The organism is Mycobacterium sp. NTMscope_MAC_12, assembly GCF_976985675.1.
This window is the reverse complement of the sequence record NZ_CDRJYY010000001.1, coordinates 1,785,160-1,810,059: the sequence shown is the minus strand read 5'-3', so window position 1 is coordinate 1,810,059 and position 24,900 is coordinate 1,785,160. Positions and strand designations below refer to the sequence as shown.

The 24,900-nt window shown below is 68.0% G+C and carries 23 protein-coding genes and 1 pseudogene; 13 read left to right on the top strand and 11 right to left on the bottom strand.

Annotated elements, in window-relative coordinates; translation table 11 throughout:
* The first annotated feature begins 27 nt into the window (after positions 1-27).
* Complete coding sequence (locus tag AC0KS4_RS08345; RefSeq protein WP_238957804.1) at positions 28-1,302, top strand: alpha/beta hydrolase; 1,275 nt, start codon at positions 28-30, stop codon at positions 1,300-1,302.
* Positions 1,303-1,321: 19 nt separating this feature from the next.
* Here the strand turns inward: AC0KS4_RS08345 and AC0KS4_RS08340 are convergent, their stop codons facing one another.
* Positions 1,322-1,756: a protease inhibitor I42 family protein gene (locus AC0KS4_RS08340; protein WP_238957803.1), complete on the bottom strand. Its 435-nt coding sequence runs from the start codon at positions 1,754-1,756 to the stop codon at positions 1,322-1,324.
* A gap of 150 nt (positions 1,757-1,906) precedes the next feature.
* Between AC0KS4_RS08340 and AC0KS4_RS08335 the strand changes: the two genes are divergently transcribed.
* From AC0KS4_RS08335 to AC0KS4_RS08310, 6 genes are all read left to right on the top strand, one after another.
* The gene (locus tag AC0KS4_RS08335) at positions 1,907-3,511 is read left to right on the top strand and encodes a Na+/H+ antiporter (RefSeq protein ID WP_238957802.1); all 1,605 of its coding nucleotides are present in this window, start codon (positions 1,907-1,909) and stop codon (positions 3,509-3,511) included.
* Positions 3,512-3,545: 34 nt separating this feature from the next.
* The gene (locus tag AC0KS4_RS08330; protein WP_238957801.1) at positions 3,546-4,724 is read left to right on the top strand and encodes an AAA family ATPase; all 1,179 of its coding nucleotides are present in this window, start codon (positions 3,546-3,548) and stop codon (positions 4,722-4,724) included.
* 199 nt (positions 4,725-4,923) lie between these two features.
* Positions 4,924-5,556: a TetR/AcrR family transcriptional regulator gene (locus AC0KS4_RS08325; RefSeq protein ID WP_238957800.1), complete on the top strand. Its 633-nt coding sequence runs from the start codon at positions 4,924-4,926 to the stop codon at positions 5,554-5,556.
* Positions 5,549-7,075, top strand: a complete 1,527-nt coding sequence (locus AC0KS4_RS08320; RefSeq protein ID WP_238957799.1) for an FAD-dependent monooxygenase — start codon at positions 5,549-5,551, stop codon at positions 7,073-7,075. Before AC0KS4_RS08325 ends, AC0KS4_RS08320 begins: the two co-directional genes overlap by 8 nt.
* An 89-nt stretch (positions 7,076-7,164) precedes the next feature.
* Positions 7,165-8,304 (top strand): glycosyltransferase, encoded by a 1,140-nt coding sequence (locus AC0KS4_RS08315; protein WP_238957798.1) that lies wholly within the window; start codon positions 7,165-7,167, stop codon positions 8,302-8,304.
* Between the two features lie 58 nt (positions 8,305-8,362).
* Positions 8,363-9,211 (top strand): sulfurtransferase, encoded by an 849-nt coding sequence (locus AC0KS4_RS08310; RefSeq protein ID WP_238957797.1) that lies wholly within the window; start codon positions 8,363-8,365, stop codon positions 9,209-9,211.
* Between the two features lies 1 nt (position 9,212).
* On the opposite strand, the gene AC0KS4_RS08305 is transcribed toward AC0KS4_RS08310, so the two are convergent.
* Both AC0KS4_RS08305 and AC0KS4_RS08300 read right to left on the bottom strand, forming a co-directional pair.
* Complete coding sequence (locus AC0KS4_RS08305) at positions 9,213-10,469, bottom strand: cytochrome P450 (protein ID WP_238957796.1); 1,257 nt, start codon at positions 10,467-10,469, stop codon at positions 9,213-9,215.
* A complete protein-coding gene (locus AC0KS4_RS08300) occupies positions 10,466-11,038 on the bottom strand; it encodes a TetR/AcrR family transcriptional regulator C-terminal domain-containing protein (RefSeq protein WP_238957795.1) in 573 nt (190 codons plus the stop codon). The genes AC0KS4_RS08305 and AC0KS4_RS08300 overlap by 4 nt, the downstream gene beginning before the upstream one ends.
* Before the next feature lie 98 nt (positions 11,039-11,136).
* Between AC0KS4_RS08300 and AC0KS4_RS08295 the strand changes: the two genes are divergently transcribed.
* Entirely contained in the window at positions 11,137-12,018 is an 882-nt protein-coding gene (locus AC0KS4_RS08295; RefSeq protein ID WP_238957794.1) for an LLM class F420-dependent oxidoreductase, read from the top strand.
* Positions 12,019-12,041: 23 nt separating this feature from the next.
* Here the strand turns inward: AC0KS4_RS08295 and AC0KS4_RS08290 are convergent, their stop codons facing one another.
* Complete coding sequence (locus AC0KS4_RS08290; protein WP_238957793.1) at positions 12,042-12,455, bottom strand: ArsI/CadI family heavy metal resistance metalloenzyme; 414 nt, start codon at positions 12,453-12,455, stop codon at positions 12,042-12,044.
* Positions 12,456-12,704: 249 nt separating this feature from the next.
* Between AC0KS4_RS08290 and AC0KS4_RS08285 the strand changes: the two are divergent.
* Positions 12,705-13,912, top strand: a pseudogene (locus AC0KS4_RS08285) (IS110 family RNA-guided transposase).
* Here the strand turns inward: AC0KS4_RS08285 and arsB are convergent.
* Together arsB and AC0KS4_RS08275 are read right to left on the bottom strand one after the other, a co-directional pair.
* Positions 13,901-15,421 (bottom strand): ACR3 family arsenite efflux transporter, encoded by a 1,521-nt coding sequence (gene arsB / locus AC0KS4_RS08280; protein ID WP_425326376.1) that lies wholly within the window; start codon positions 15,419-15,421, stop codon positions 13,901-13,903. The pseudogene AC0KS4_RS08285 and the gene arsB overlap by 12 nt on opposite strands.
* On the bottom strand, positions 15,418-15,771 hold the full coding sequence (locus AC0KS4_RS08275) for an ArsR/SmtB family transcription factor (protein ID WP_238957791.1): 354 nt from the start codon (positions 15,769-15,771) through the stop codon (positions 15,418-15,420). The genes arsB and AC0KS4_RS08275 overlap by 4 nt, the downstream gene beginning before the upstream one ends.
* A gap of 74 nt (positions 15,772-15,845) precedes the next feature.
* Between AC0KS4_RS08275 and AC0KS4_RS08270 the strand changes: the two genes are divergently transcribed.
* A complete protein-coding gene (locus AC0KS4_RS08270; RefSeq protein ID WP_238957790.1) occupies positions 15,846-16,358 on the top strand; it encodes a lipoprotein LpqH in 513 nt (170 codons plus the stop codon).
* A 44-nt stretch (positions 16,359-16,402) separates the two neighbouring features.
* Positions 16,403-17,392: an alpha/beta fold hydrolase gene (locus AC0KS4_RS08265; protein WP_238957789.1), complete on the top strand. Its 990-nt coding sequence runs from the start codon at positions 16,403-16,405 to the stop codon at positions 17,390-17,392.
* Positions 17,393-17,495: 103 nt separating this feature from the next.
* On the opposite strand, the gene AC0KS4_RS08260 is transcribed toward AC0KS4_RS08265, so the two are convergent.
* On the bottom strand, positions 17,496-18,701 hold the full coding sequence (locus tag AC0KS4_RS08260; protein ID WP_238957788.1) for a cytochrome P450: 1,206 nt from the start codon (positions 18,699-18,701) through the stop codon (positions 17,496-17,498).
* Positions 18,702-18,738: 37 nt separating this feature from the next.
* Positions 18,739-19,395: a TetR/AcrR family transcriptional regulator gene (locus AC0KS4_RS08255; protein WP_238957787.1), complete on the bottom strand. Its 657-nt coding sequence runs from the start codon at positions 19,393-19,395 to the stop codon at positions 18,739-18,741.
* Positions 19,396-19,591: 196 nt separating this feature from the next.
* Between AC0KS4_RS08255 and AC0KS4_RS08250 the strand changes: the two genes are divergently transcribed.
* Positions 19,592-20,377 (top strand): spirocyclase AveC family protein, encoded by a 786-nt coding sequence (locus AC0KS4_RS08250; protein ID WP_225329526.1) that lies wholly within the window; start codon positions 19,592-19,594, stop codon positions 20,375-20,377.
* Between the two features lie 11 nt (positions 20,378-20,388).
* On the opposite strand, the gene AC0KS4_RS08245 is transcribed toward AC0KS4_RS08250, so the two are convergent.
* The 3 genes from AC0KS4_RS08245 to AC0KS4_RS08235 all read right to left on the bottom strand — a co-directional run bounded on the left by AC0KS4_RS08245 (position 20,389) and on the right by AC0KS4_RS08235 (position 23,530).
* Complete coding sequence (locus AC0KS4_RS08245; RefSeq protein WP_238957786.1) at positions 20,389-21,363, bottom strand: LLM class flavin-dependent oxidoreductase; 975 nt, start codon at positions 21,361-21,363, stop codon at positions 20,389-20,391.
* Between the two features lie 45 nt (positions 21,364-21,408).
* Complete coding sequence (locus tag AC0KS4_RS08240) at positions 21,409-22,464, bottom strand: NAD(P)H-dependent amine dehydrogenase family protein (RefSeq protein WP_238957785.1); 1,056 nt, start codon at positions 22,462-22,464, stop codon at positions 21,409-21,411.
* 73 nt (positions 22,465-22,537) lie between these two features.
* Positions 22,538-23,530 carry an LLM class flavin-dependent oxidoreductase gene (locus tag AC0KS4_RS08235; RefSeq protein WP_238957784.1) on the bottom strand — a complete coding sequence of 331 codons (993 nt, stop codon included), beginning with the start codon at positions 23,528-23,530 and terminating at the stop codon, positions 22,538-22,540.
* Positions 23,531-23,794: 264 nt separating this feature from the next.
* Between AC0KS4_RS08235 and AC0KS4_RS08230 the strand changes: the two genes are divergently transcribed.
* Positions 23,795-24,889, top strand: coding sequence for an NAD(P)H-dependent amine dehydrogenase family protein (locus AC0KS4_RS08230; RefSeq protein ID WP_238957783.1), 1,095 nt, complete (start codon positions 23,795-23,797; stop codon positions 24,887-24,889).
* The last annotated feature ends 11 nt before the right edge of the window (positions 24,890-24,900 follow it).

Here is a 24,900-nt window from a genome sequence, read left to right as displayed (position 1 = left end):
AACCCACACGTTTCGTAAGGTGAGGCAATGCGGACAGCTCGAATCACCCACCTCACCCGGCAAATAGGGTCGCTGGCGGTCACCGCGGTGACGGCGGCGTCCACCCTCAACGCCTACCGCCCCCTGGCGCGCGGCGGCTACCCGTCGCTGTACTCCTGGATGGTCGGGCTCGTCGTCACCGAGTTGCCGCTGCAGACGTTGGTGAGCCAGCTCGGCGGGCTGGCCCTGACGGCACGCCGCCTGACGCGGCCCGTGCGGATAACGGCCTGGTTGGTCGCCGGGCTCTCGGCGCTCGGCTTGCTGAACCTGAGCCGCGCGGGCCATCGCGCCAACGTGCCGCTGACCGAGGCGTTGGACAGCGGGCTGGGAGCCGACCGGCTCACCGAATCGGCCAGCCTGTGGCGCCGGCCGAGCGGCAGCGGCACCGCCAAGACGCCCGGACTGCTACGGATGCTGCGGATCTACCGCGACTACGCCCACGACTCCAACATCAGCTACGGCGAATTCGGCGGCGCCAACCACCTCGACATCTGGCGGCGCCCCGATCTCGACCCGGCCGGCAAGGCCCCGGTGCTCTTCCAGATCCCCGGCGGCGCCTGGACGACGGGAAACAAACGCGGACAAGCGCATCCGCTGATGAGCCACCTCGCCGAACTGGGCTGGATCTGCGTGGCGATCAACTACCGGCACAGCCCGCGCAACACCTGGCCCGACCACATCGTCGACGTCAAGCGCGCCCTCGCCTGGGTCAAACAACACATCGCCGAATACGGCGGCGACCCCGACTTCATCGTCATCACCGGCGGCTCGGCCGGCGGCCACCTCTCGTCGCTGGCCGCGCTCACCCCCAACGACCCGCAATTCCAGCCGGGCTTCGAGGACGTCGACACCCGCGTGCAGGCGGCCGTGCCGTTCTACGGCATCTACGACTTCACCCGATTCGACAAGACGCTGCACCCGATGATGCCGGGGCTGCTGATCAAGTCGATCATCAAGCAAAAGCCCTCGACGCACTTGCAGACGTTCGAAGCGGCGTCGCCGGTCAACCACGTCAACGCCGACGCTCCCCCGTTCTTCGTCCTGCACGGCCGCAACGACTCACTGGCCTACGTCGAACAGGCGCGCACGTTCGTCGAAAAGCTGCGCCAAGCCAGCGCGCAGCCGGTGCTCTACGCCGAATTGCCTTTCACACAACACGCTTTCGACATCTTCGGCTCGGTCCGCGCCGCGCACACCGCCGTGGCCGTCGAGCAATTCCTCGCCGAAATCTACGCGCGCCAACGCCAGGTCGCCGTCGCGTAACCGCTACCGCCGCAAGGACTTACCGCACGGTCACGGTGAGGGTGTAGACGCACCCCGGTTTGGCGTCCTTATCCACAAAGCTGTTGTACGTCGCGCCAATCGTGGTGGTCCCCGGCCGCATGGCCGCGAACGTCCACGTCTCGGTGCCCGGCGCCCCCAAGGCGTCGGAGGCCGGCGGCACGAACTCGTGACTGAGCTGCCTGACGATCGCGGAATCGCCGATCTTGGTGTCGGGCGTCCACCGGTAGGGCGTGGTGTAGTTCGAACCCAACTCCACGACCAACGTGTTGCCGACGTCCAGGGTGATGCTCTGGCTGATCTCGCTCTGGGTCAGCACTTCGGTCATGGGGACCTGGAGGGTCTTGGTCGACGGCGGATTCCGGGACGCGAAGTGGCAGCCCACCACCGATGACAACATGAGCACGGCGACTGTTGCCAGCAGCCTCACCTTCACCAGATCCCCCTTCATTTCCGCTCCGGAGCCTAATAGGTCTGACCCAGACCGAAGATAGGCGCCGACGCCGTCGCGCGTGACCCCGACGGGTCGGCATTGGGTCGCGCGGCCCGCGCAGCCGCCCGCCGTCTCATCCGGCAGGATGGGCTGGTGTTTGGCCTCGAACTGATCGTCGCCCTGGTCTCCACCGTCATCGTGGGGACGGTCATCGGTCGGCGCTATCGCGTGGGTCCCCCGGTGCTGCTCATCCTGATGGGCGTGTTGCTGGGTCTGGTCCCCCATTTCGGTCACGTGCGAGTCAACGGCGAGATCGTGTTGCTGCTGTTTCTCCCCGCGATCCTGTACTGGGAGGGCCTGAACACCAGCTTCCGCGAGATCCGCGCGAACGCGCGCATCATCGTGTTCCTCAGCGTCGCCCTGGTGATCGCCACCGCGGTCGCGGTGTCGTGGACGGCCCGGGCGCTGGGCATGAATCCGCACGCGGCGGGCGTGCTGGGCGCGGTGTTGTCGCCCACCGACGCGGCGGCGGTGGCCGGTCTCGCGAAGAAGCTGCCACGGCGGTCGCTGACCGTGCTGAAGGCCGAGAGTCTCATCAACGACGGCACCGCCCTGGTCTTGTTCGCCGTCAGCGTCCACGTCGCGATCGGCGGGGCCGCGATCAGCCCACCCGAGGTGACCGCCCGGTTCATCGGCTCCTACCTCGGCGGCATCGCCGCCGGACTGCTGGTCGGCGGCGCGGTCACCCTGCTGCGCAAGCGAATCGACGCGCCCCAGGAGGAGGGGGCGTTGAGCCTGGTGACGCCGTTCGCGGCCTTCTTGCTCGCCCAATCGATGGACTGCAGCGGGGTGGTCGCGGTCATGGTGTCGGCGCTCGTGCTGGCCTACGCCGGACCCGTGGTGATCCGCGCGCGCTCGCGGCTGCAGTCCTCGGCCTTCTGGGACATCGCGACCTTCCTGCTCAACGGCTCGCTATGGGTCTTCGTCGGTGTCCAGATCCCGGGCGCGCTGCGCGGCATCGCCGGCGTCGACGGCGGCATTCGCCACGCCCTGTTCGTCGCGCTGGTGGTCACCGCCGTCGTGATCGTGTCCCGCATCTTCTGGGGCGAGATCACCACGCTGCTGATCCGGCTCATCGACCGACGCCAAGCGCAACGCGAACGTCGGGTCAACTGGCGCCAGCGGTTCGTCACCGTCTGGGCGGGATTCCGTGGGGCCGTATCGCTGGCCGCCGCGGTCGCCGTGCCGATGACCACGCTCAACGGCACGCCGTTCCCGGACCGCAGCCTGCTGATCTTCATCGTGACCGTCGTCATTTTGGTGACCGTGCTGGTCCAGGGCAGCACCCTGCCGGCCGTGGTCCGATGGGCGAAAATGCCCGAGGACGCCACCCACGCCGAGGAACTGCAACTCGCGCGTTGTCGGGGGTCCCAGGCCGCCCTCGCCGCCCTGCCGACGGTCGCCGACGAGGTCGGCATCAGCGACGACCTGCGCCGGCGGCTGCAAATCGAATACGAGGAGAAGGCCGCCCTGGTGCTGGCCACCGAGGACGGCTCGCCAGACCACCGCATCCTCAAGGGCCGCGAGAAGGTCCGACAGGTGCGCCTGGGCGTGCTCGAACACAAGCGCCGCGAAATCACCGCCCTGCGCAACCAGAACCTGATCGACGACATCGTGCTGCGCGAGCTGCAGAACGAGATGGACCTCGAGGAAGTGCAACTCCTCGCCGCCGCGGCCGACGAGGACGAGGACGAATAGGGGCCCGTCGGTGGCCGACCGTACAGTCGGCCGCATGCTGCAGACCGTCGCCATCCGCGGATATCGCTCGCTGCGCGAGGTGATCCTGCCGCTGGGCCGGCTGTCGGTGATCACCGGCGCCAACGGGTCCGGCAAGTCGTCGCTGTACCGCGCGCTGCGACTGCTGGCCGACTGTGGTCGCGGCGAGGTGATCGGGTCGCTCGCCCGCGAGGGCGGGCTGCAATCGGTGCTGTGGGCGGGCCCCGAGCAGCTGGCCGGCGCGCGACGCACCGGCAAAACCGAGGGCACCGTGCGTACCCGTCCGGTGTCTCTCGAAATGGGCTTCGCCGCAGGCGATTTCGGCTATCTGGTGGATCTGGGCATCCCGCAGTCCGCCGGAAAGTCGGTGTTCGCCCGCGACCCGGAAATCAAACGAGAGCTGTTGTTCGCCGGCCCGGTGCTGCGGCCGAGCACGACGCTGGTGCGCCGGACTCGGGGGTTCGCCGAGGCCCGCGCGGACTCCGGTGGTGGGTTCGACGAGTTGTCCCGATCACTGCCGTCGTATCACAGCGTGCTCGCCGAATACGCCCACCCGCACGCGCTTCCCGAGCTCGCGGCCGTGCGAGAACGGCTGCGCGGGTGGCGGTTCTACGACGGCTTCCGGGTCGACGACGGGGCGCCCGCGCGGCATCCGCAGGTCGGCACCCGCACCCCGGTGCTCTCCGACGACGGCAGCGATCTCGCGGCGGCGATCCAGACGATCCTCGAATCGGGGTTCGACGACCTCGGCCGTGCGGTCGCCGAGGCGTTCGACGGCGCCACCATCTCGGTGGCCATCCACGACGGGTTGTTCGACGTTCAGCTGCGACAGCGCGGCATGCTGCGCGCGTTGCGCGCCGCCGAGTTGTCCGACGGCACATTGCGTTTCCTGCTGTGGGCCGCGGCGCTGCTCAGCCCGCAACCGCCGTCGCTGATGGTGCTCAACGAGCCGGAGACCTCGCTGCACCCGGACCTGGTGGCGCCGCTGGCGTCGCTGATCCGCACCACCGCCGCCAAGTCCCAGGTGGTGGTGGTCACCCACTCCCGCTCCCTGCTGGAGTTCCTGGACGCCGTGCCGCTGAGCGAAGACTCCGACGGAGCCCTCGAGATCGAGCTGTACAAGGACTGGGGCGAAACACGCATCGGCGGCCAGACGCTGATCACGACGCCGCGCTGGGATTGGGGTGCGCGCTAGGCGCTCTCGGCTCCTGCGGTGAATGTCCGCGCGCCCTCGCGGCGAGTGTGAATCCTGGGCGTTGCGAGTGAATCCTGGTCGGCCTTTCACGGCGGGTCGCCGCCGTGGCTTCACTCCGGAAGCCCTCAGCGCACACTCAACGCAAATTGCCTTCCGGGCAATATTGCCTATCGGGCATGTTTTGCGTACGGTGGCACCTATGTCCGGACTGCGCGAGCGAAAAAAAGCCGACACCCGTCGCGCGCTCAGCGATGCCGCCCTGCGCCTGGCTTTCGAGCGCGGGCTGGACAACGTGACGCGCGAAGACGTCGCCAACCTGGCGGGCGTCTCACTGCGCACGTTCAACAACTACTTCAGCGGCAAATATGAGGCGGTGGCCTACCGGCAAGCCGAACGCCTGCGCCGCAGCATCGCATTGCTGCGCGCGCGCCCCGCCGACGAGCCACTGTGGACGGCGATCACCCACGCCGTGCTGGAGCCGCTGGAGGACGACTTCGGCGACGTGTACGGCGACGAGAACCGGGCGCCCAGCCGCCAGGAACTCGTCGAGGTGCGAAAGCTGCTCATGCAGCCACAGGTTCGAAACTCGGTGCCGCAGCACCTTTTCGACGAGTTCCTCCACGTCATCGCCGAACGCACCGGCACGGACCCGAAGCATGATCTGTACCCGCGATTGGTCATGGCCGTCGTGCGGGCCGTCGGCGACGCCGCGGCGGACGCCTATGCGTGGGCCGATCCCCCGGTGGCGATCACCGCGCTGATCCGCTCGGGCTTCGCCGACGTCGAGGCGGGGCTACCGGAACCCACCAGAAAGAAGGCAGCTCATGGCTGACGAACACGCCGACGTCGTCATCGCCGGCGCGGGCCCCAACGGGCTGATGCTGGCCTGCGAGCTGGCATTGGCCGGTGTCAGGCCCGTCGTGCTGGACGTCCTCCCCGGGCCCAGCTCCGAACCGAAGGCCAACGGCCTTGTCGGACAAGTCGTTCGGATGCTCGACATGCGCGGGATGTATCAGGACTTCACCGGTGACGAGGGGCCGCCCCAGCCCAGCCCGGGATGGATGTTCGCGGCCATGCCGCTGGTCTTCTCCAAGGGCCACGACAACCCGATGTACGCGATGCTCATGCCCCAGCCCCGGCTCGTGCGGCTGCTCGAGAAGCGGGCCCGCGACCTCGGGGTGGATGTGCGCTGGGGCCATGGCCTCGTCGGGATCGTGCCGGGGCCGGAATCCGTTGCGCTGCACGTCTCGTCACCCGAAAGCGACTACGCCATCGCCGCCGGTTACGCCGTCGGAGCGGACGGCGGGCGCAGCCTGGTGCGCAAGTCCCTGGGCATCGACTTTCCCGGCACCACCTCAGAGATGGTCGGTCGGCTGGCCCACGTGCACATTCCCGACGAGTACCGCCGCCCGGACATCGCCAGCATCGAGGTTCCGGGATTCGGTCCGCTTCGCTTCGGGCACAGTCGCTTTGACCGGGGCGGGATGATCTATGCCGAGTTCGAGCCGGGTCGTGCGTTGCTCGGGACCATCGAATTCAGCCCGCCGGTGGACGAGGTGCCGATGAGCCTGGCTGAGCTGCGCGAGAGCGCTCGCCGCGTGCTGGGTGTCGACGTTCCGTTCGAGGCGCCGAAAGGACCGGGGCCGCACGCCCTTCGGCGCATCAACGGGCAGAACACTCGGCACGCCGAACGCTACCGCGACGGCCGGGTCCTGCTGCTCGGCGACGCCGCGCACGTGCACAGCGCGATGGGTGGTCCGGGGCTGAACCTGGGGCTGCAGGACACCGTGAACCTGGGCTGGAAGCTGGCCGCCGAGATCAATGGCACGGCGCCGCCCGGATTGCTCGACACCTACCAGTCCGAGCGCCATCCGGTCGGTCAGCGCGTCATGATGCATTCGCTATCCCAGATCGCGCTCATGGCGCCGGGGCCCGAAGTCGCCGCGCTGCGAACGTTGTTGGGCGAGCTCTTCACCTTCCCGGACACGCAACGGCACATGGCGGCGCTGCTCGCCGGCTCCGACGTGCGGTACGACGTGGGCGACGACCACCCGCTGTCGGGCCGCCTCGTGCCGGACCTAACCCTCGATGACGGCCGACGGGTGGCCGAAGTTCTCCACGATGGCCGGCCGGTCTTGCTCGACCTCGGCGGCGGCTTCGCGAACGCGGCGCAAGGCTGGGCCGGCCGCGTCGACGTCGTCGCCGCGAGCGTCGCCGAGCCACCCGCCGCGGCGCTGCTGATCCGGCCGGACGGCTATGTGGCCTGGGCGGCCGACGGGTTCGGGGCGACGCACGCAGAGGCCCTCCGCGCGGCGTCGCGCCGCTGGTTCGGGCCGCCGGCGAACGGATAGCGCCGCGCGCAAGCGAAATTCACAGACTGTTCAGACGGGCGTCGGGTCGGCATTGGTGAGTGCACATGCGCACCGCGTGTCCTCGCCTAATGCGCGTTGTACAGGTCGCCAATTTCTACGGCCCTCGCTCCGGTGGCCTGCGCACCGCGATCGACCGGCTGGGCGCCGAATATTGCGCCCACGGTCACGAGGTCTTCTTGATCGTTCCCGGCCAGCGCACCGGGCACGTCCAGCTGTACACCGGCGTGGTGCGAATCACCCTGCCCGCCAGGCTGATTCCCTTCACCGGCGGCTACCGTGCGGTGATGCCGGGACCCGTCAAGGCCCTGCTGGCGGCGCTGCGACCCGACGCGCTGGAGGTGTCGGACCGGCTCACGCTGCGATCGCTGGGCCGGTGGGGACGCGATCACGGCGCCACGACGCTGATGATCTCCCATGAACGCCTGGATCGCCTTGTGGGCCAAATCCTTCCGCGCCGGGCCGCGCGGAAGTTCGCCGACGTGGCCAACGCTCGGACCGCCGCGAACTACGACACCGTGGTGTGCACCACCGGTTTCGCGCGCGAGGAATTCGACCGGATCGGCGCCCGCAACACCGTCACCGTCCCGTTGGGCGTGGATCTGCAGACATTCCATCCGCGCCGCCACTCGTACCTGGTGCGCCGGCGCTGGGCGGCGCCGACCCAGCTGCTGCTGGTCCACTGCGGCCGGCTGTCGGTGGAAAAGCGCGTCGACCGCAGCATCGACGCGCTGGGCGCGTTGTGCCACGCCGGCGTCGACGCGCGGCTCGTGGTGGTGGGCGAGGGCCCGTTGCGGGCCCGGCTGCAACGCCAGGCCGCGCGGCTACCGATCGACTTCACCGGTTTCATCTCCGATCGCCACGTCGTGGCGCAACTGCTGGCCTCGGCCGATGTGACGCTGGCCCCGGGACCGCACGAAACCTTCGGGCTGGCGGCGCTGGAGTCGCTGGCGTGCGGAACCCCGGCCGTCGTCTCGCGCACGTCGGCGCTGACCGAGATCATCACCCCGGACAGCGGCGCGTCGGCCGACAACGACCCGGCCGCCATCGCAAAAGCGGTCAGCGCCATCGCTGGCCGGCCCGAACGGCAACGCCGCATGTCCGCGCGGCGCCGCGCCGAGGACTTCACCTGGCATCGGGCCGCGACCGGAATGCTGGCGTCGATGGGTGCGCCGGCCTTTGACGGCGGCGCCTCCGAACGGACCGCATAGCCGCTCACACCGTGCCATTCGGCTGGCTAGTCTCGATACAGACGACAAGGAGGAGCCGGTGCAAGCACGCGATCAAGTGTTGATCACCGCCGCCGAGTTGGCCGGCATCATCGAGGCCGGCGGCGCGGTGAGCGTCCTGGACGTGCGGTGGAGGATCGACGAACCCGACGGGCGCGCGGCCTACCTGGACGGCCACATTCCCGGGGCGGTGTATGTCTCGCTCGAGGACGAGCTCAGCGACCACTCGATCTCCGGCCGCGGCCGCCATCCGCTGCCGTCGGGACGCGACGTGGAGGCCGCCGCGCGTCGCTGGGGGATCCGGCAGGACGCGCCGGTGGTGACCTACGACGACTGGAACCGCGCCGGTTCCGCGCGCGCATGGTGGGTGCTGAGCGCGGCCGGACTGCAAAACGTCCGCATCCTCGACGGCGGCTTGGCCGCCTGGCGCTCGGCCGGCTACGGTCTCGAGGCCGGACCCGTCGAACCGCCGACCGGCAATGTGACTGTGCCGCACGGTGATTTGTACGCCGGGAGCCGTCCCACGCTGACGGCCGAGCGGGTGGCCGAGGGCACCGTGACGCTGCTCGATGCGCGAGCGCCGGAGCGCTACCGCGGTGACGTGGAACCCCTCGACGCCGCCGCGGGACACGTTCCCGCCGCGAAGAACCTTCCCAGTGTCGCGGTCTTGGGGGCCGATGGCACGTTCCTCGGCGAGGATGCAGTTGCGCAACTGTTATCCGATCGCGGGATCGAGCGTCACGACACGGTGGGCGCCTACTGCGGGTCGGGTGTCACCGCCACGGTCGCGATCGCGGCGCTCGCCGCGATGGGGCGGGAGGCGGCCTTGTATCCGGGGTCGTGGTCGGAGTGGAGTTCGGATCCGTCCCGTCCGGTGGAGCGCGGCTGAATCACGTTGTGCACGGCAGCCTTTTGATGCCGTGGAAGAACGACGAGCGCAGCCGGTCGGGCGGTCCGGTGACGGCCAGGCCGGGCACGTTCGGATAGAGCTCTTCGAGCATGACGCGCAGCTCGAGCCGGGCCAGTTGCGCGCCGAGGCAGAAGTGCACTCCCCCGCCCCCGAATGCGGCGTGACCGGCGTCGGGGCGGGTGATGTCGAACTGGTCCGCCCGGTCGAAGACGTCCTCGTCGCGGTTGGCGGACAGGTAGTGCATCAGCACCCAGTCGCCGGGGGGGATTCGCTGCCCGCGGATCTCGACGTCGCGGGTCACGGTGCGCCGGAAGTGCATCACCGGGGTCGCCCAGCGCAACAGCTCTTCCACCGCGGGCTTGATCGCCGCGGGATCGCGGGCGAGCAGCGCCTGTTGCTCGGGGTGCTCGGCGAGCGCCAGGATGCCGTGGCTCAACGTGTTGCGGGTCGTTTCGTTGCCGGCGATCGCCAGCAACAGGAAGAACTCGTTGAGCTGGTCCCGGTTGAGCTTTTCGCCGTCGACCTCCGCGGCGAGCAGCGCCGACAAGATGTCGCCGGTGAGGCCGTGCTTGCGCCGATGCTCCACCAATTCCCCGCAGTAGGCGAACATTTCGGCGGCGGCCTGGCCCAGCGCCTCCGGCGTGGGGGCGTAGTCGGGATCTTCGATGCCCAGGCTGCCGATGGCGTTGCTCCAGCGGAAGACGTCCATCCGGTCCTCGGCGGGAACGCCGAGCACGTCGGCGATCACTTGCAGCGACATCTCGGCGGAAATGTCTGTCACGGCGTCGAATTCGCCCTTGTCGATGATGGAGTCGACGATGTCGCGGGCCACGAGCCGCATCCGCGGCTCCAGCCGCTGCACGTTGCGCACGGTGAAGCCCTGGTTGATCAGCTTGCGGAAGTGGATGTGACGCGGCGGATCGATGCCGGGCAGCATCGCCGAGTTGGGGCCGGCCTCGGCCTCCACCAGTGTGTTGCCCTTGCTGCTGCTGAAGGTGTCCGTGTCGCGGCTGACAAGGCGCACGTCGGCGTGTTTGGTCAACAGCCACGCCCTGGGCAACCCGGGCAGCTGCACCGGGTGTACCGGCGAGCTGGTCCGCAGCCTCGTCATCGCGTTGTACGGGGCGCCGGTGACGAAGGTGTCGGGGTCCAGCACGGCGGCCGCGTCGCGGTCGGCCGCGGTGTCCAGGTTCTGTGGGACCAGGGATTTCACCAGCGTGGGTTTGGCAATGCTCATCGCCGATCCGTTCCTCCTCGTAGCGAGGCCCTGATTCCGGCGATGATCACCTCGAGGCCCGCGCGAAAGTGGTTGGCGGCCTGGCGCTTCCCTCGTTGCCCGGGCCGCGTCTCCTGCAGGCCCACCGAGCCGAGCAGATAGGTGTACAACACCGAATGGGCCGCCGCCGCAACCGGTTTGGTCAGGCCCGCCTCGGCGAGCAGCGATCGGCTGAGCGTGTCGAGCCGACGGGCCGACTCGCCGCCGCCGCCGGTTTGCAGGACGCCCGCGATGCCGGGCACCGACAGGATGACTTCGCGGGCGGCGCAGTAGAGCTCGGCCAGCCGGGTGTCCCACGGCCCCGTCTCGATGACCGGGATGTCGGCCAGCACCGATTCGGCGAGCAGATCCAGGCAGGCCTGCTTGCCCGGCACGTGGTAATACACCGAGGGCACCGCGGCGCCGAGCTCGGCCGCCAACTCGCGCATCGTCACGCCCTGCACGCCGACGCGGCAGGCCAAATCCCGCAGGGACGCCACCACGCGCGCGCGGTCGAGTTCGCCATAGGGTCGGCGCACCGCGGCCGTCATCGCGACCCTCGCTTACTCGCAGCGGCCGGTCGACTCGTGCCAGATTCGAGCACTGTTAGAATCTACCCCGGTATGAATCATCCTGGGAAGAGCACGTTATGACCGGCCGGCCGGCCAAACTGTCGGTGGCCACCCCGGTCGTGACGATGTTCCCCCAGAGCAGCGGCGACTGGGAAAAGAACGCGACCATCGAGGACCTGGCGCAGATCGCCGAGGCCGCCGATCGGCTCGGCTACCACCACCTGACCTGTAGCGAGCACATTGCGCTGCCCGCGGCCGAGACGGACCGCCGCGGCACCCGCTATTGGGACCCGCTGGCGACCTTCGGCTACCTTGCCGCGCGCACGCGACGAATTCGGTTGGCCACCAACGTGCTGGTGCTCGGCTACCACCACCCGCTCGAGATCGCCAAACGCTACGGCACCCTGGACCAGGTCAGCGGCGGCAGGGTGATCCTGGGGGTCGGCGTGGGCAGCCTCAAAGCCGAGTTCGATCTGCTCGGCGCGCCGTTCGACGACCGCGGTCGGCGCGCCGACGACGCCCTGCGGGCCCTGCGCGCCGCACTGTCGGCACCCGAACCCGAATACCACGGCGAGTTCTACTCCTTCGGCGGCATGGTCGTCGATCCCTGCGCGACGCAGGACCACGTCCCCATCTGGATCGGCGGGCAAACGCTGCGATCGCTGCGCCGCGCCGCCACCCTCGCCGACGGGTGGGCACCGTTCAACGTGAACCTGCGCCAGGCGCGAGACTGGCTGAGCCGCTTCGAGTTCGGCCCCGGTTTCGCCGTCGTTCTGCCGCCTCCCGCGCTGCTGGATCCGATCGGCGAGCCGGAACGGACCCGCGACCTCGTCGGCGAGACCGCCGCGCACGGCGCGACCATCGTCAGCGCCGCGTTCCGCCACACCTCGCTGCCGCATTACCTGGAGAACCTGCAGGCCCTCGCCGAACTCCATCCCCCGTCCGGCGGCGCCACGTAGGATCCGCTGTCCACCATCGGCGCCTACGAGGCGCAGCAGGTGGGCTGCGATTCGTCGGCGGGCCCGAACGTCTCGGAATCGGCCTTCACGGTGTAGATCTCCCAGCGCTCACCGCCCGGTCCGCTCACCCACACCTTGTCTTGGGTGGCGTAGCAACAGGACGAGTCGACCTCTTCGTCGGTGAGCAGTCCCGTCTCGGCGAGCCGCCTGTTCTCGGCGAGCACGGCGTCGCTGGAGGCGACCTCGACCCCGAGATGGTTGAGGGTGCCGCCGTGGCCGGCGTTTTCCAGCAGCACCAGTTTGAGCGGTGGGTCGGCAACGACGAAGTTGGCGTAGCCGGGTTTGATCTTGGCCGGCTGGACGTCAAAAAGCTTGCTGTAGAACGTGATCGCCTCGTCAAGGTTGTCGACGTTGAGGGCCAGTTGAATACGCGACATGGTTACCGTCCTTAAGTTCGTAGGTGCAGTTGCTTCGTGTTGCTACGTTGTGCTGTGACCCGGGTGGGTCGGGTGAGGCTTTGCGTTATCTCGCTGGCCTGATGGTGCAGCTTGAAAGGACTGGCCGCCCGGCCTGCCTGGACTTCCTCGGGCCGCTGATTGAGATCTGCGATGTGATCGCTCGTTTAAGGAAATGCTGGCGGGGTCGTCCGTGGGGATTATTTTGGCAGACAAGCGAAAAGGGGTTCGATGACGGCGGGCCAGGTATGGGCTGGTGTAGATGTCGGCAATGAACAGCACTGGGTGTGCGTAGTGGACGACAGCGGCGCCGTGGTGTTGTCGCGCAAGCTGGTCAACGACGAGGGGCAGATCCGTGAGCTTGTTGCGGAGGTCGACGCGTTGGGTGCGCAAGTGTCCTGGACAGTAGACCTGACCACGGTGTATGCCAGTCTGCTGCTGATGGTGCTGGCTGCGCTGGGCAAGTCGGTGCGCTATCTGTCGGGCCGGCAGGTATGGCAGGCCTCGGCCACCTACCGTGGCGGTGAAGGCAAAGCTGACGCCAAAGACGCCCGGGTGATCGCCGACCAATCCCGCATGCGCGGTAGCGATTGCCGGTGTTGCATCCCGATGACCACCTGATCACCGAACTGCGGATGCTGACCGCCCACCGCGCGGATCTGGTGGCCGACCGTACCCGCACCATCAACCGGTTGCGTCAACAGCTCGTTGCGGTGTGTCCGGCGTTGGAACGCGCCGCCCAACCGACCTCTGACCGTGGCTGGATCGTGCTGCTGACACGCTACCAACGCCCGAAAGCCATTCGTCAAAGCGGTGTTTCGCGGCTGACCCGGATGCTGACCGACGCCGGGGTGCGCAACGCATCCACGATCGCAGCGGCTGCGGTGGCTGCCGCCAAAACACAGACAGTTCGCCTGTCCGGCGAACACGTCGCCGCTGGGCTGGTTGCCGAGTTGGCGCAGGGGGTGATTGCCCTCGATGACCGCATCAAACAAACCGATGCCGACATCGAGGACCGATTTCGCCGCCATCCACTCGCCGAGGTGATCATCAGCCTGCCCGGCATGGGATTTCGGCTCGGCGCTGAATTTCTGGCCGCGGTCGGCGATCCCGCGCATATCGGATCGGCCGACCAGCTCGCCGCCTGGGCTGGGCTGGCACCGGTGTCTCGAGACTCGGGAAAACGCACCGGACGACTGCACACCCCCAAGCGCTACAGCCGCCGCCTGCGCAGAGTGATGTACACGTCCGCACTTACGGCCATCCGCTGCGACCCGCAGTCCCGGGTTTACTACCAGCGCAAACGAGACCAAGGCAAACGACCGATCCCGGCAACGATCTGCCTGGCCCGACGCCGCACCAACGTCCTCTATGCCCTCATCCGCGACAACCGCAACTGGCAACCCGCCTCACCCCCGATCACCGAATCAGCGGCTTGACTTCTTCATTGAGAGTCCTTTCGTGGCGGGTACATCGATCGTCATCGTGATCCCGAGCAGCTCCCGGATGAGGGCATACACATGCTCGGCGATGTCCTCGCGAATGGCCCGCACCGTCTCGACCGGCTGGCCGGCGGGATCGAGCAGGGGCCAATCGCGGTACGAGACGCCCGGGAAGAACGGACAGGTATCACCGCAGCCCATGGTGATCACCACGTCACTCGTCCGCACCACGTCGGCGTCAAGCGCTTTCGGGACGTCGGTGATATCGATGCCCCATTCGGCCATCACGGCCACCGCCGCGGGGTTGATCTGATCGGCGGGTTCCGTCCCGGCGGAACGGACGTCGATGCGGTCGCCGGCCAGGTGGCGCAGTAGCGCGGCGGCCATCTGAGAACGACCGGCGTTATGCACGCAGACGAACAGAACGCTGGACCTGTCGGCGCTCGACCGGGAACTGTCGGCCGCACCAAAGAGCCGCGGGCGCAAGGCCAGGGAAACGTAAACCAGCGCGACCAGGATCGGAACTTCGATCAGGGGTCCGACCACGCCGGCCAGGGCCTGACCCGAGGCGGCGCCGTAGGTCGCGATCGCCACCGCGATCGCGAGCTCAAAGTTGTTGCCGGCGGCGGTGAACGCCAGGGTTGTGGTGCGCGCATAGCCGAGCCGCAACAGCACCCCCAGCGCATATCCACCCGCCCACATGATCGCGAAATACGCCAGCAGTGGCACCGCGATCCGGGCGACATCCCAAGGCCGGGAGGTGATCTGGTGGCCCTGCAGCGCGAAGAGAATGACGATGGTGAACAGCAACCCATACAACGCCCAGGGCCCGATCCGGGGCAGGAAGCGGCCCTCGTACCAACCGCGGCCCCTGGTGCGTTCGCCCAGACGGCGCGACAGGTACCCGGCCAGCAGCGGCAGCCCCAGGAAGATGAGCACCGATTTCGCGATCTGCCAGGCGGACACGTCGATTCCGGTGGTGCTCAGACCCAACCACCCCGGCAGCACCGACAGATAGAACCAGCCCAGGGCGGCGAACATGACAACCTGGAAGATCGAGTTCAGCGCGACCAGGACGGCGGCGGCTTCGCGGTCACCGCAGGCGAGGTCGTTCCAGATGATGACCATGGCGATGCAGCGCGCCAGCCCCACGATGATCAGCCCGGTGCGATACTCCGGTAGATCCGGCAGCAGGAGCCAGGCGAGCGCGAACATGACCGCGGGTCCAACCAGCCAGTTCAGCGCCAGCGATGTCACCATCAATTTGCGATCCGCGGTCACGGTGTCCAGCTGGTCGTACCGCACTTTGGCCAGGACCGGGTACATCATCACCAGCAGCCCGATCGCAATCGGCAAGGAGATCCCGTCGACCTGAACGGCGCTCACGGCTTTACCCAGGCCCGGGACAAGCCGGCCCAGCAGCAGGCCGACCACCATCGCCATCGCGATCCATCCCGGCAGGAAGCGATCCAACGTCGATAGCCGCGCGTTTACCGGTTGGCTCATGACCCGCATCCCGCGGCCGACAGGGCGTCAACATGCAACACCGACGAAAGTTGTTGCAACGCTTCGGGGACCACCCAGTAGTACACCCACGTGCCGCGTCGTTCGCAATCCAAAAGCCCCGCAGACCGCAGCGTCTTCAGGTGATGGGAGATCGTCGGCTGCGACACGTCGAATGTCGGGGAGATCTCGCAAACACAGGCCTGACCGCCCGGGTGGCTGGCGACCAGGCTCAACAGCCGTAACCGCACCGGATCGCTGAGCGCCTTGAACATCGCCGCCAGCTGCGCGGCTTGCGGCTCGGCCAGGGCGGCCGCCCCCAGCGCGGGGCAACACCCGGTTTGATTCGACATTGGTCTATATAAACACATATCGAATCAGGATGCCAGGTTCTATAGTCCTCATGACCGTCTAACGGAGGACCGATATGACAAACCTTCAGCGGTGGATCGTTCGTGCGGCTGCCGCGCTCGGTGCGCTGGCACTGGGGGCGAGTCTGCCGGCCTGTTCCGGCAAGGAAAGTCACCCGGCCGCTCCCACAACTTCGACTCCGGCCTTGACGAGCACGACCGTCATGATCGACGGGAACAAGCACACACTCATCGCCGCGGTCGACTGCACAAGCTCGGCGGCCCAACCGAATGCGTCGCCGCCGGAATCGGGAGACCTCACCACCCGGATCAGCGTGCACGACGACGCGGCGTCGGTGTCCCTGGCCGTCTCGGACGAACGGCCCCCCACCGTGGACGGCTTCGCGATTTCGCTCAAGCTCGACAATGGCCAGTATCAGCTGCCGTATCAGGGAACCAATTCGCCGACGCAAGTGCAGGCGACCAAGGACGGTAAGAGCTACACGATCACCGGCACGGGCCAGGCGACCACGCCCGGGCAAAGCGGTGTGCGCGACGTGAGATTCGGCCTCCACGTGACATGCCCTTAGTCGTCGCGGTTGTTTGCCGCGATCTCCTCTGAGAGGCTGACAGCTTGGACATCTTCGCGCAGTGGCAAAACGGCGGCACCGAACTTCGCTGGCGGTCGACCACCGCGGCCAACGATGCCAGAGAAGTCGCGATTTTCAGCCGCCGGTGCGGCACCCACGGCGCGCCCGCGCTGGTGCTGGTGCACGGCTTCCCGACGTCGAGCATCGACTACTTCGCCCTGACCGCCGAGCTCGCCGCGGAGTTCGACATCTACCTGCTCGACTTTCCCGGCTACGGGCTCTCCGACAAACCGCCCGCGCCGTACGTGTACTCGCTCTACGACGACGCCCGGCTGCTGGTCTACGCCATCACCGAGGTGTGGCAACTCACCGACTACCGCATGCTCACCCACGACCGCGGCAGCAGCGTCGGCATGGTCGCGCTGGGCATGCTGGCGGCCCTTGATCCGCCCGCGGTGCCCGCCGACCTGATCGTGACGAATGCCAATATCTACCTTCCACTTTCGAATCTGACCGCGTTCCAGACCGCGCTACTCGATCCCGGGACCGGGCGCGCCACCGCGGCGGCGACGACACCGGAGATGCTGGCGGCCGGGATGGGCGCCAGCACGTTCATGCCGCGACGGACATTGGACGATCCGGAGATCGCCGCCTTGGCCAAATGCTTCGCCCACAACGACGGAATCCGCGTGCTGCCCGACACCATCCAATACCTCAACGAGCGCGCCGCCGACGAAACCAGTTGGCTGGAAACGCTTTCCACGAGCGATGTCAACACCACCGTGGTGTGGGGCGTCCACGACAACGTGGCACCGTTGCGGGTTCCCAACCACGTGTGGCAGACGTATCTGAGGAACAAGCCCGGCCGCAACCGGTATTGGCTGGTGCCGGGCGCCGACCACTATCTGCAGTGCGACGCCCCGAGGCAACTGGCGCAGATCGTGCGCCTCACCGCCCAGGGCGAAGATATTCCGTTGCAGACGCTGGGAAACCAGCCCGACGGCGCGGTGCTGGTCGACCAGAGCGCGCCCTAGCCGCGCCCTAGCGGCGCCTTAGCCGCGCCCAGCGTGACGCCACAGTCACGTTCGGCGCCGAGCGTGACCGCACAGTCACGCTCGCGGGCGAACGGGCCGAAAGTTATCCCGTCACGACGGGCAGGCGCGCCCACCCACGCACGCTCGCGGTGTGCGCGCGTTCGGCGTTGGCGTAGTCGACCTCCCAGTCCGGCCAGCGTTTGAGGACCTCTTCGAAGGCCACCCGCGCCTCCATCCGGGCCAGCGCCGAGCCCAGGCAGAAGTGCAGGCCCTGCCCGAAGCTGAGGTGGCCGCCCGCCTGCCGGTGGATGTCGTAACGGTCCGGATCGGCGAACCGCCGCGGGTCGCGGTTGGCGGAACCGTTGAGCAGCAACATGAATGAACCCTCGGGCACCACACGGCCGTACTGCTCGGCATCCTGCGCCACATACCTCGCCTGGACCGGCGACGGGGGTTCGAAGCGCAGCGTCTCCTCGATCGCGCCCGGGATCAGGGACGGCTCGGCGACGAGCTCGCGGCGCTGCTCGGGATGGTCGGACAGCAGCTGTCCCATGAAACCGATGAGCCGGGCGGTCGTCTCGTTCCCGGCGCCGGCGATCATCGCGGTGTAGGCCAGCACCTCGGTGCGCGACAGCGGGCGCCGGGTCCCGTCGGGCTCGTCGATCTCGGCCCGCAGCAGCTCCGTCATCAGGTCGTCGGAGGGATGACTGGCCCGCCATTCGATGTACTCGGCGAACAGGGCAATGGAATTCGCGAAAACGTTCGCATCGACCGCAGCGGGGTCGCTGTCCTTCGACAATTCGATGTTGGCGACGCTGCGGTCTCGGATCTTTTCCTGATCGGCCTCGGGGATGCCCAGCAGGTAGCCGATGGTCCGCATCGGCATCATCGCCCCGAGATCGGCGATGAAGTCGAAACCCCCGGCGCCGACCAGGGGGTCCAGCTCACGGACACAGAATCCGCGCACCAGATCCTCCACGGCCAGCATCCGCCGGGGCGTGAAAACACGCGACAGCAGGCGCCGGTGCAGGTCGTGCAACGGAGGATCTTCGAACAGCAGAATCCCCGGCGGCACTTCGATATTGGCGAACAAGATATCGGCGGTGGTGCCCCGGCCGGATCGGTAGGTCTGCCAGTTGGGCAGCTCGCGCGCCACGTCGTCGTAGCGGCTCAGCGCGTAGAAGTTGTACTTCTCGTTGTAATACAGCGGCGCTTCTTCGCGCATCCGCTTCCACACCGGATAGGGGTTGTCATCGATCGCGGAGTCGAAGGGGTCGTAGTACAACTCGATCGCGCTCGTGTCTGTCATGAACCAATTCCTCTGAGTAGAGCGGCTTTTGGAGAGCTCAGCCGTTCCTGTGCAGGAAGCCGTGCAAGATGGCCTGGATGAGTTCGTCGACGATGGTCTCCCTCGACGGCGGTTCGGTCCCGAGGTAGGTCGACCGCAACGCCGCCATGCCGGCGATCATCGCGACCGTCGAGTGGGCGGGCAGGTCGGGATGGTCCGAGCGCAGCCCGCGCAGGTGCATGCCCTCGGCGCTGATCTGACCGAGCGCCGTGACCGCCTGCCGGATCTCGGCGATGCCGGCGTCGGCCTTTTCCTCCTCGGACAGCGCCTCGGAAGCCATCAGGGTCAGCAGCAGACCCTGATGTTCGACGAACACGTCGTAGAGCTGCCCCACGAAACGACGCGCTAGCTCCTCCTCGTCGGTCTCCTCCGGGACGACCGACTGCCAGGTCTGGCGAAATTCCTCGACGAAATCGGTAAAGGGCAGGACGAGCGCCTCACGAAACAACGCCGCCTTGGAGCCGAAGTGGCGGAACAACAGGTGCTCGGTAACCCCCGCGGCCTGGGCGATTTCACGCGTCGTCGTGCTGCGATAGTCCTGGCGGGCAAAGCGGGCCCGGGCGGTGTCGAGCAACAGCTGGCGCGGAGCCCCGCGGGGCCGGCGCACCGAGGCCGACGCCGCGCCGCGTTTCGTGGTGGACGGCCGCTGGGCCACGTCGCTGCCTCCTCACCCGATGGTTGACTGCCTTTAGGATAGTGTGCACTATCTAACGAGTCGAGCGCGAATCGGAAGGGGTTGCGACTGTGGGCGCCGTCATCATGCTGGGCACGCTGTTCGGATTGATCGTCGTGATCTTCGGGCTGGTGCTGCGCTTCGACCCCCAGGCACGCCGCAGCCAAGGGCGCGACCAGTGAGCTCCCAGATGACACCGGTGATGCAGGCGGCCAGCGACTTCGCGCTCGTCGGGGGCATCACGTTCACCGCCCTGGGGATCTATCTGAGCGTTCGCCAGCGGCGCGTGCACCCCCTTCTGCTGCTGTGCATCTCGGCGATGTCGTTCTCGTGGATCGAGGCCCCCTACGACTGGGCGATGTACGCGCAGTTCCCGCCTGCCATCCCCCGGATGCCGTCGTGGTGGCCGCTGAACATGACGTGGGGTGGGCTGCCGCTGTTCGTCCCCGTCGGCTACGTCTCCTACTTCGTGCTGCCGGCCGTGACCGGCGCGGCGCTGGGGCGATGGGTGGCCGCCCGGTTCGACTGGCGCAGGCCCCAAACGCTCTTGGTGGTCGGCCTTGTCGTCGGCTTCTGCTGGGCGCTGTTCTTCAACGGGTTCCTGGGCGCCAAACTCGGCGTGTTCTATTACGGCCGCGTGATTCCCGGGCTCTCGATCCGCGAGGGCACCCTGCACCAGTACCCGCTCTACGACTCGCTGGCGATGGGCATCCAGATGATGCTCTTCACCTACCTGCTGGGCCGCACCGACGCCCAAGGGCGCAACGTCATCGAGATGTGGGCTCAGAACCGGGCGAAGAACCGCGTCGCCTCGTCGATCCTGTCCGTCGTCGCGGTGGTGGTCATCGGAAACGTCCTCTACGGCGCCGTTTTCGCGCCCCACCTGGTGACGAAGCTGGGCGGCTGGGTGACCACCGAGCCGCCCGGCCAGCTATTCCCGGGCGTCCCGAACCAACCGCGCTAGCCGACGAAAAATTACGACAGAGCCTCGGGCAGCACGACCTCGCCCACCCGCTTGAGATAGGTCCACGCGATGTCCGGGGGCAGCCCGCCGCACAGCGGCGACAGGTTGAGCACCTGACCGGCCTTTACCCGCGAAATCGCCTCGGGGACAGAGATGATCACGTGCGACGTGCCGGTCTCGCGCAGCTCGTCGACGGTGTTCACGTGCGAGAAGCCGGCCGTCGTCTCGTCGCCGGGGTTCCACGCGGCATAGGTTTTCACGTCGTGCAGCAGGTGATCGCCGATCTCTTTCCACGCCTGATCGACGTCTTCGGCGACGAACACGACGGAGGGGGTGTTGCGGTCGGGAAACATCGTCGGGCCGGGCGTGTGGCCGTGCTCGCGGCAGGCCTCCTCGTAGGCCTCCCGGATGCCCGGCGCGTTGGCGTTGCCCAGCATGCCCAGGCCGTACCTGCCGGCCCGGCGGGCCGCCGCCAGGGTTCCCCCACCCCACATCAGGCCGGGGCCCCCGGGGGTCAGCGGGCGCGGCGTGACCGTGATCCGCCGCCCGTCTTCGACCACGGTTTCACCGGCGAGCAGTCGCCGCAGCAGCGCGAGTTTCTCGTCGCAGACGCGGCCGCGCTTCTTGATGGGCACGCCGAAGTGCTCGAACTCTTCCGGCCGGTACCCCAGGGCCAAGATGTAGGACGCCCGCCCGTTGCTGATGATGTCGAGGACCGCCATGTCCTCGGCGAGGCGCACGGTTTCGTAGAACGGCAGGATCAGGATCAGGCTCAGCGCCAGGCGCTGGGTGCGCGCCGCCACCGCCGAGGCCAGCAAAAACGGTGACGGCAGGTAGCCGTCCTCGGAGCCGTGGTGCTCACACAGCACGGCGGCGAGACCGCCGTGCTCCTCGGCCCAGGCGGCCATTTCGGGCGCCGCGGCGTACAGATCGGTTGGGGCCGCGGCCCATTCGGGATCGCGCATGTCGAAGCGCAGTGTGTACACGGCAGACTCCTAGGTGGCCTAATCTTGGTGATGCACGTTACACCTTCAGTCGAAGGCGTAAAGCGGCAGCGTCATGGGAATGTCCAGCGAGCTGAGCAGGCCCGCGGGCGCCGCGACCACATATGGGATCGCGTTGACGACCCGCATCGCCGTCGACGCCATGGCGGCGTGCCCGGCGCCGTGGCCCGCGGCCTCCCCCATCGTCATCTCGCAGTGCACGTCGGGATCGCCGTCGATGTCGACCCGATAGGTGGCGTCGGACTCCGAGGTCGGCCAATCGGGCGCGACGTCGCGGGCCATCCGGATGACGTGCTCGATGACGATGGCCTCGCGGCCGTTCACCACGCCCGCCGCCCGCGTCCGCACGGCAGCGCAGGTGCCCGCCTTGATGGTGCCGAATGCCACCTCGATGTCGCGGTCGGTCAGCCGTCGGTCCAGCGACCCGCGCACCACCTCGACCCCGAGACCGCTGGCGATCAGGTATATCGGTGCCTTCCAAGCTATTTCGATGAATCCGGGGGTGGCGAGCATCGGTTGGAAATCCAGCGGGTGGCCGAAACCCATCCCGTTCATCATCACGTCGGCCACCGGATAGTGGTCGTTGAGGGCGACCTCGCTGGCCGTGATGGTCTGGATGTGCTTCGACTGCGTGGTCATCAGCAGCGCGAGCTGATCGGAGGCGAAGCCGGGAAAGATGCCCGACACGTAGAACGAGGCGCCGCCGGCCGTGGCCGCCGCCTCGAGCTGGTCGCGCCAGTCCGGGGCGAAATACGACGGCGGGTGCACCAGGCTGGTCGACGACGTCGACACGACGTTGATGCCGGCCGTCAGCAGCCGCACATAGTCGGGCACTGCCGCCCCGTCGCGCTCCGGACCGGTGGCCGCGTACACCACGCAGTCCGGGGCCAGGGCGATCAGGGCGTCGGCGTCGTCGGTGGCCGTCACGCCGAGCGGGTCGCCGCCGGCCAGCTCGCCGGCGTCGCGACCGACCTTGTCCGCCGAATGTACCCATACCCCAACGAGTTCCAGATCCGGGCGTCGGCGGACGGCGTCGATCGCGACCTTGCCGACGCCGCCGGTGGACCACACGACAACCCGCATAGCGCTTCTCCTCACCTGTTCTGCGCCGAGGGTGAATCCTGCGACGCGACACGCCGCCACGGCGTCGTGGAATTCACTCTCGCGGCCCCGCTGAATCGTGCGCGCGGGTGGCGGCGCGCGCGGCGCGTTCTAGATAGGGCCAGGCAACGTCGGGTGCGATGCCGCCGCACAGCGGGTGCAGTGGCAGCGGCCGGCCGCCACGGACGTACTCGGTTGCCTCGTCGGGAGTGAAGATGCGGTAGGGGCCGCCCTCGTCGCGCAGCGCGTCCACGCTGTCGGCCCGGGTGATGCTGACCACCGAGTCGTCATCGGGGCGGTAGGAAGCGGCCATCACGGCGTCGTGCACCAGGTGCGGACCCAGGACATCCCAAGCCCGGTCCACGTCGTCGGCCACGAAAACCGTTGTGGGATGGCCGGGGACGGGAAACTGGACGATGCCGGGTTCATGCCCGTGGGCCCGGCACTGCGCCTCGTAGAAATCCTTGAGGGCCGGCGAATCCGTTTGGGACACGAAGCCCAGGCCGAGCCGGCCGGCGCGCCGCGCGGCGGCCTCGCCGCCCCCGGCGATGAGCATCATCGGCCCGTTGGGCGACGCGCACGCGGGCGTGACACGCACCGTGCGGCCCTGGTATTCGACGGCCTCACCCCGAACCAGCGGGCCGAGCACGGCGAGGATTTCGTCCGCCTTTCGCCCGCGGGTGGCCATGTCGGCGCCGAAGTGGTCGTACTCGTCGCCGCGGTGACCGACGCCGAACACATAGGACACCCGCCCCCGGCTGATCAGGTCCAGCACGGTCATTTCCTCGGCCAGCCGGACCGGGTCCCACAGCGGAATCGGCACCGCCGCCAGCAGGATTGCCAGCGTTCGGGTCCGGGCCGCGATGGCCGACGCCAGCAGCAACGGCGCCGGCAGGTGGCCGTCGTCGGCGCCGTGGTGCTCGGAAAGCACCGACATCACGGCGCCGCGCGTCTCCGCCCACGCGCACATGTCGATGGCCGCCGCATACAGATCGGTGGGCGGCGCGCCCCACCCGGGGGCGCGCATGTCGAACCTGAGCGTGAACATCAACTCCCGCCCGCGCTCCGCCGAGGATCGGGTGAAGTGCCCACCTCACAGCGACAGCGCGGTCCCGAATCGTCGCCCGGAGGCGGGAAAAATCTTGATTCGGCGCTCACCGCTGCAGACTAACCTAAAATTTGTTCGTTAAGATAGTGCTTGCTTTCCTAACATGAGCGCGCGGACCGTCCACGCACGTCGCGAACACACGAAAAGCGCGGCGGCCCTTGGCCTTACACCGCCGGCGGGCGGATGAACCTGAGGAGGAACGAGATGACAACACATCGCGTGGTGGTGTGGGCGACCGGCGGCATCGGCTCAATCGCTATCCGCGCCCTCTCGCGGCGCCCCAATCTGGAACTGGCCGGCGTCTGGGTGCACTCGGACGAAAAGGTCGGCAAGGACGCGGGCGAACTGGCCGGGGGCGAGCCGATCGGCCTGGAAGCCACCAACGACGCTGACGCGCTGATCGCGCTGAAGCCCGACTGCGTCATCTACGCGGCCAGCGGCCCGGAACGCGACGCGTTGGCCATCCCCGACTACGTCAGGCTGCTCGAGGCCGGGATCAACGTCGTGACGACCAGCACCACGCGGCTGGTCAACCCGCACGCCTACGAACCCGCGGAATGGCGCGACCAACTCGTCGCCGCCGCCAAGCAGGGCCAGGCGTCGCTGTACGCGTCGGGGATCGAGCCGGGCTTCGCCGCCGACTACCTGCCGCTGGTGCTGTCCACCCAGTCGTCGTTCATCGAAAAGATCCACTCTTTCGAGATCGGCCTCTACGACGACTACGGGGTGCCCGACATCATGAGCGACGCGCTGGGTTTCGGCCGTCCGCTCGACTACCAACCCTGGATCAGCTATCCCGGCGCGATCGCCGGCGAATGGCAGGGGCAGATCCGGTTGATCGCCGACGCGTTGGGGGCCGAAGTCCAGGAAGTCCGCGAGAGTTTCGATCGCGCCGTCACCAACCGGACGCTGGAAGTCGCGATGGGTACCGTCGAGGCCGGAACCTGTGGTGCGCTGCGGATGCAGGCGATCGGCGTGGTCGACGGTCGGGAGGCCATCATCATCGAGCACGTCACCCGGCTCGCCCACGACGTGGCCCCCGACTGGCCCCGCGGGATCGGCGATCTGTCCTATCGCGTCGTGATCACCGGCGACCCCGACCTCGACTGCACCCTGGCGGCGACGCTGCGGGATCCCCGCCGGGCCGGAATCGCGGGCATGACCTCGGGGGCGGGCGCCATGGTCGCCACCGCGATGCGCATCGTCAACGCCGTGCCGTATGTCGTTGCCGCCCAGCCGGGCCTGCTGAGCTCGGTGGACCTGCCGTTGACGATTCCAAAGCACGCGTTCGCCACTTAATCTGCCCGAGT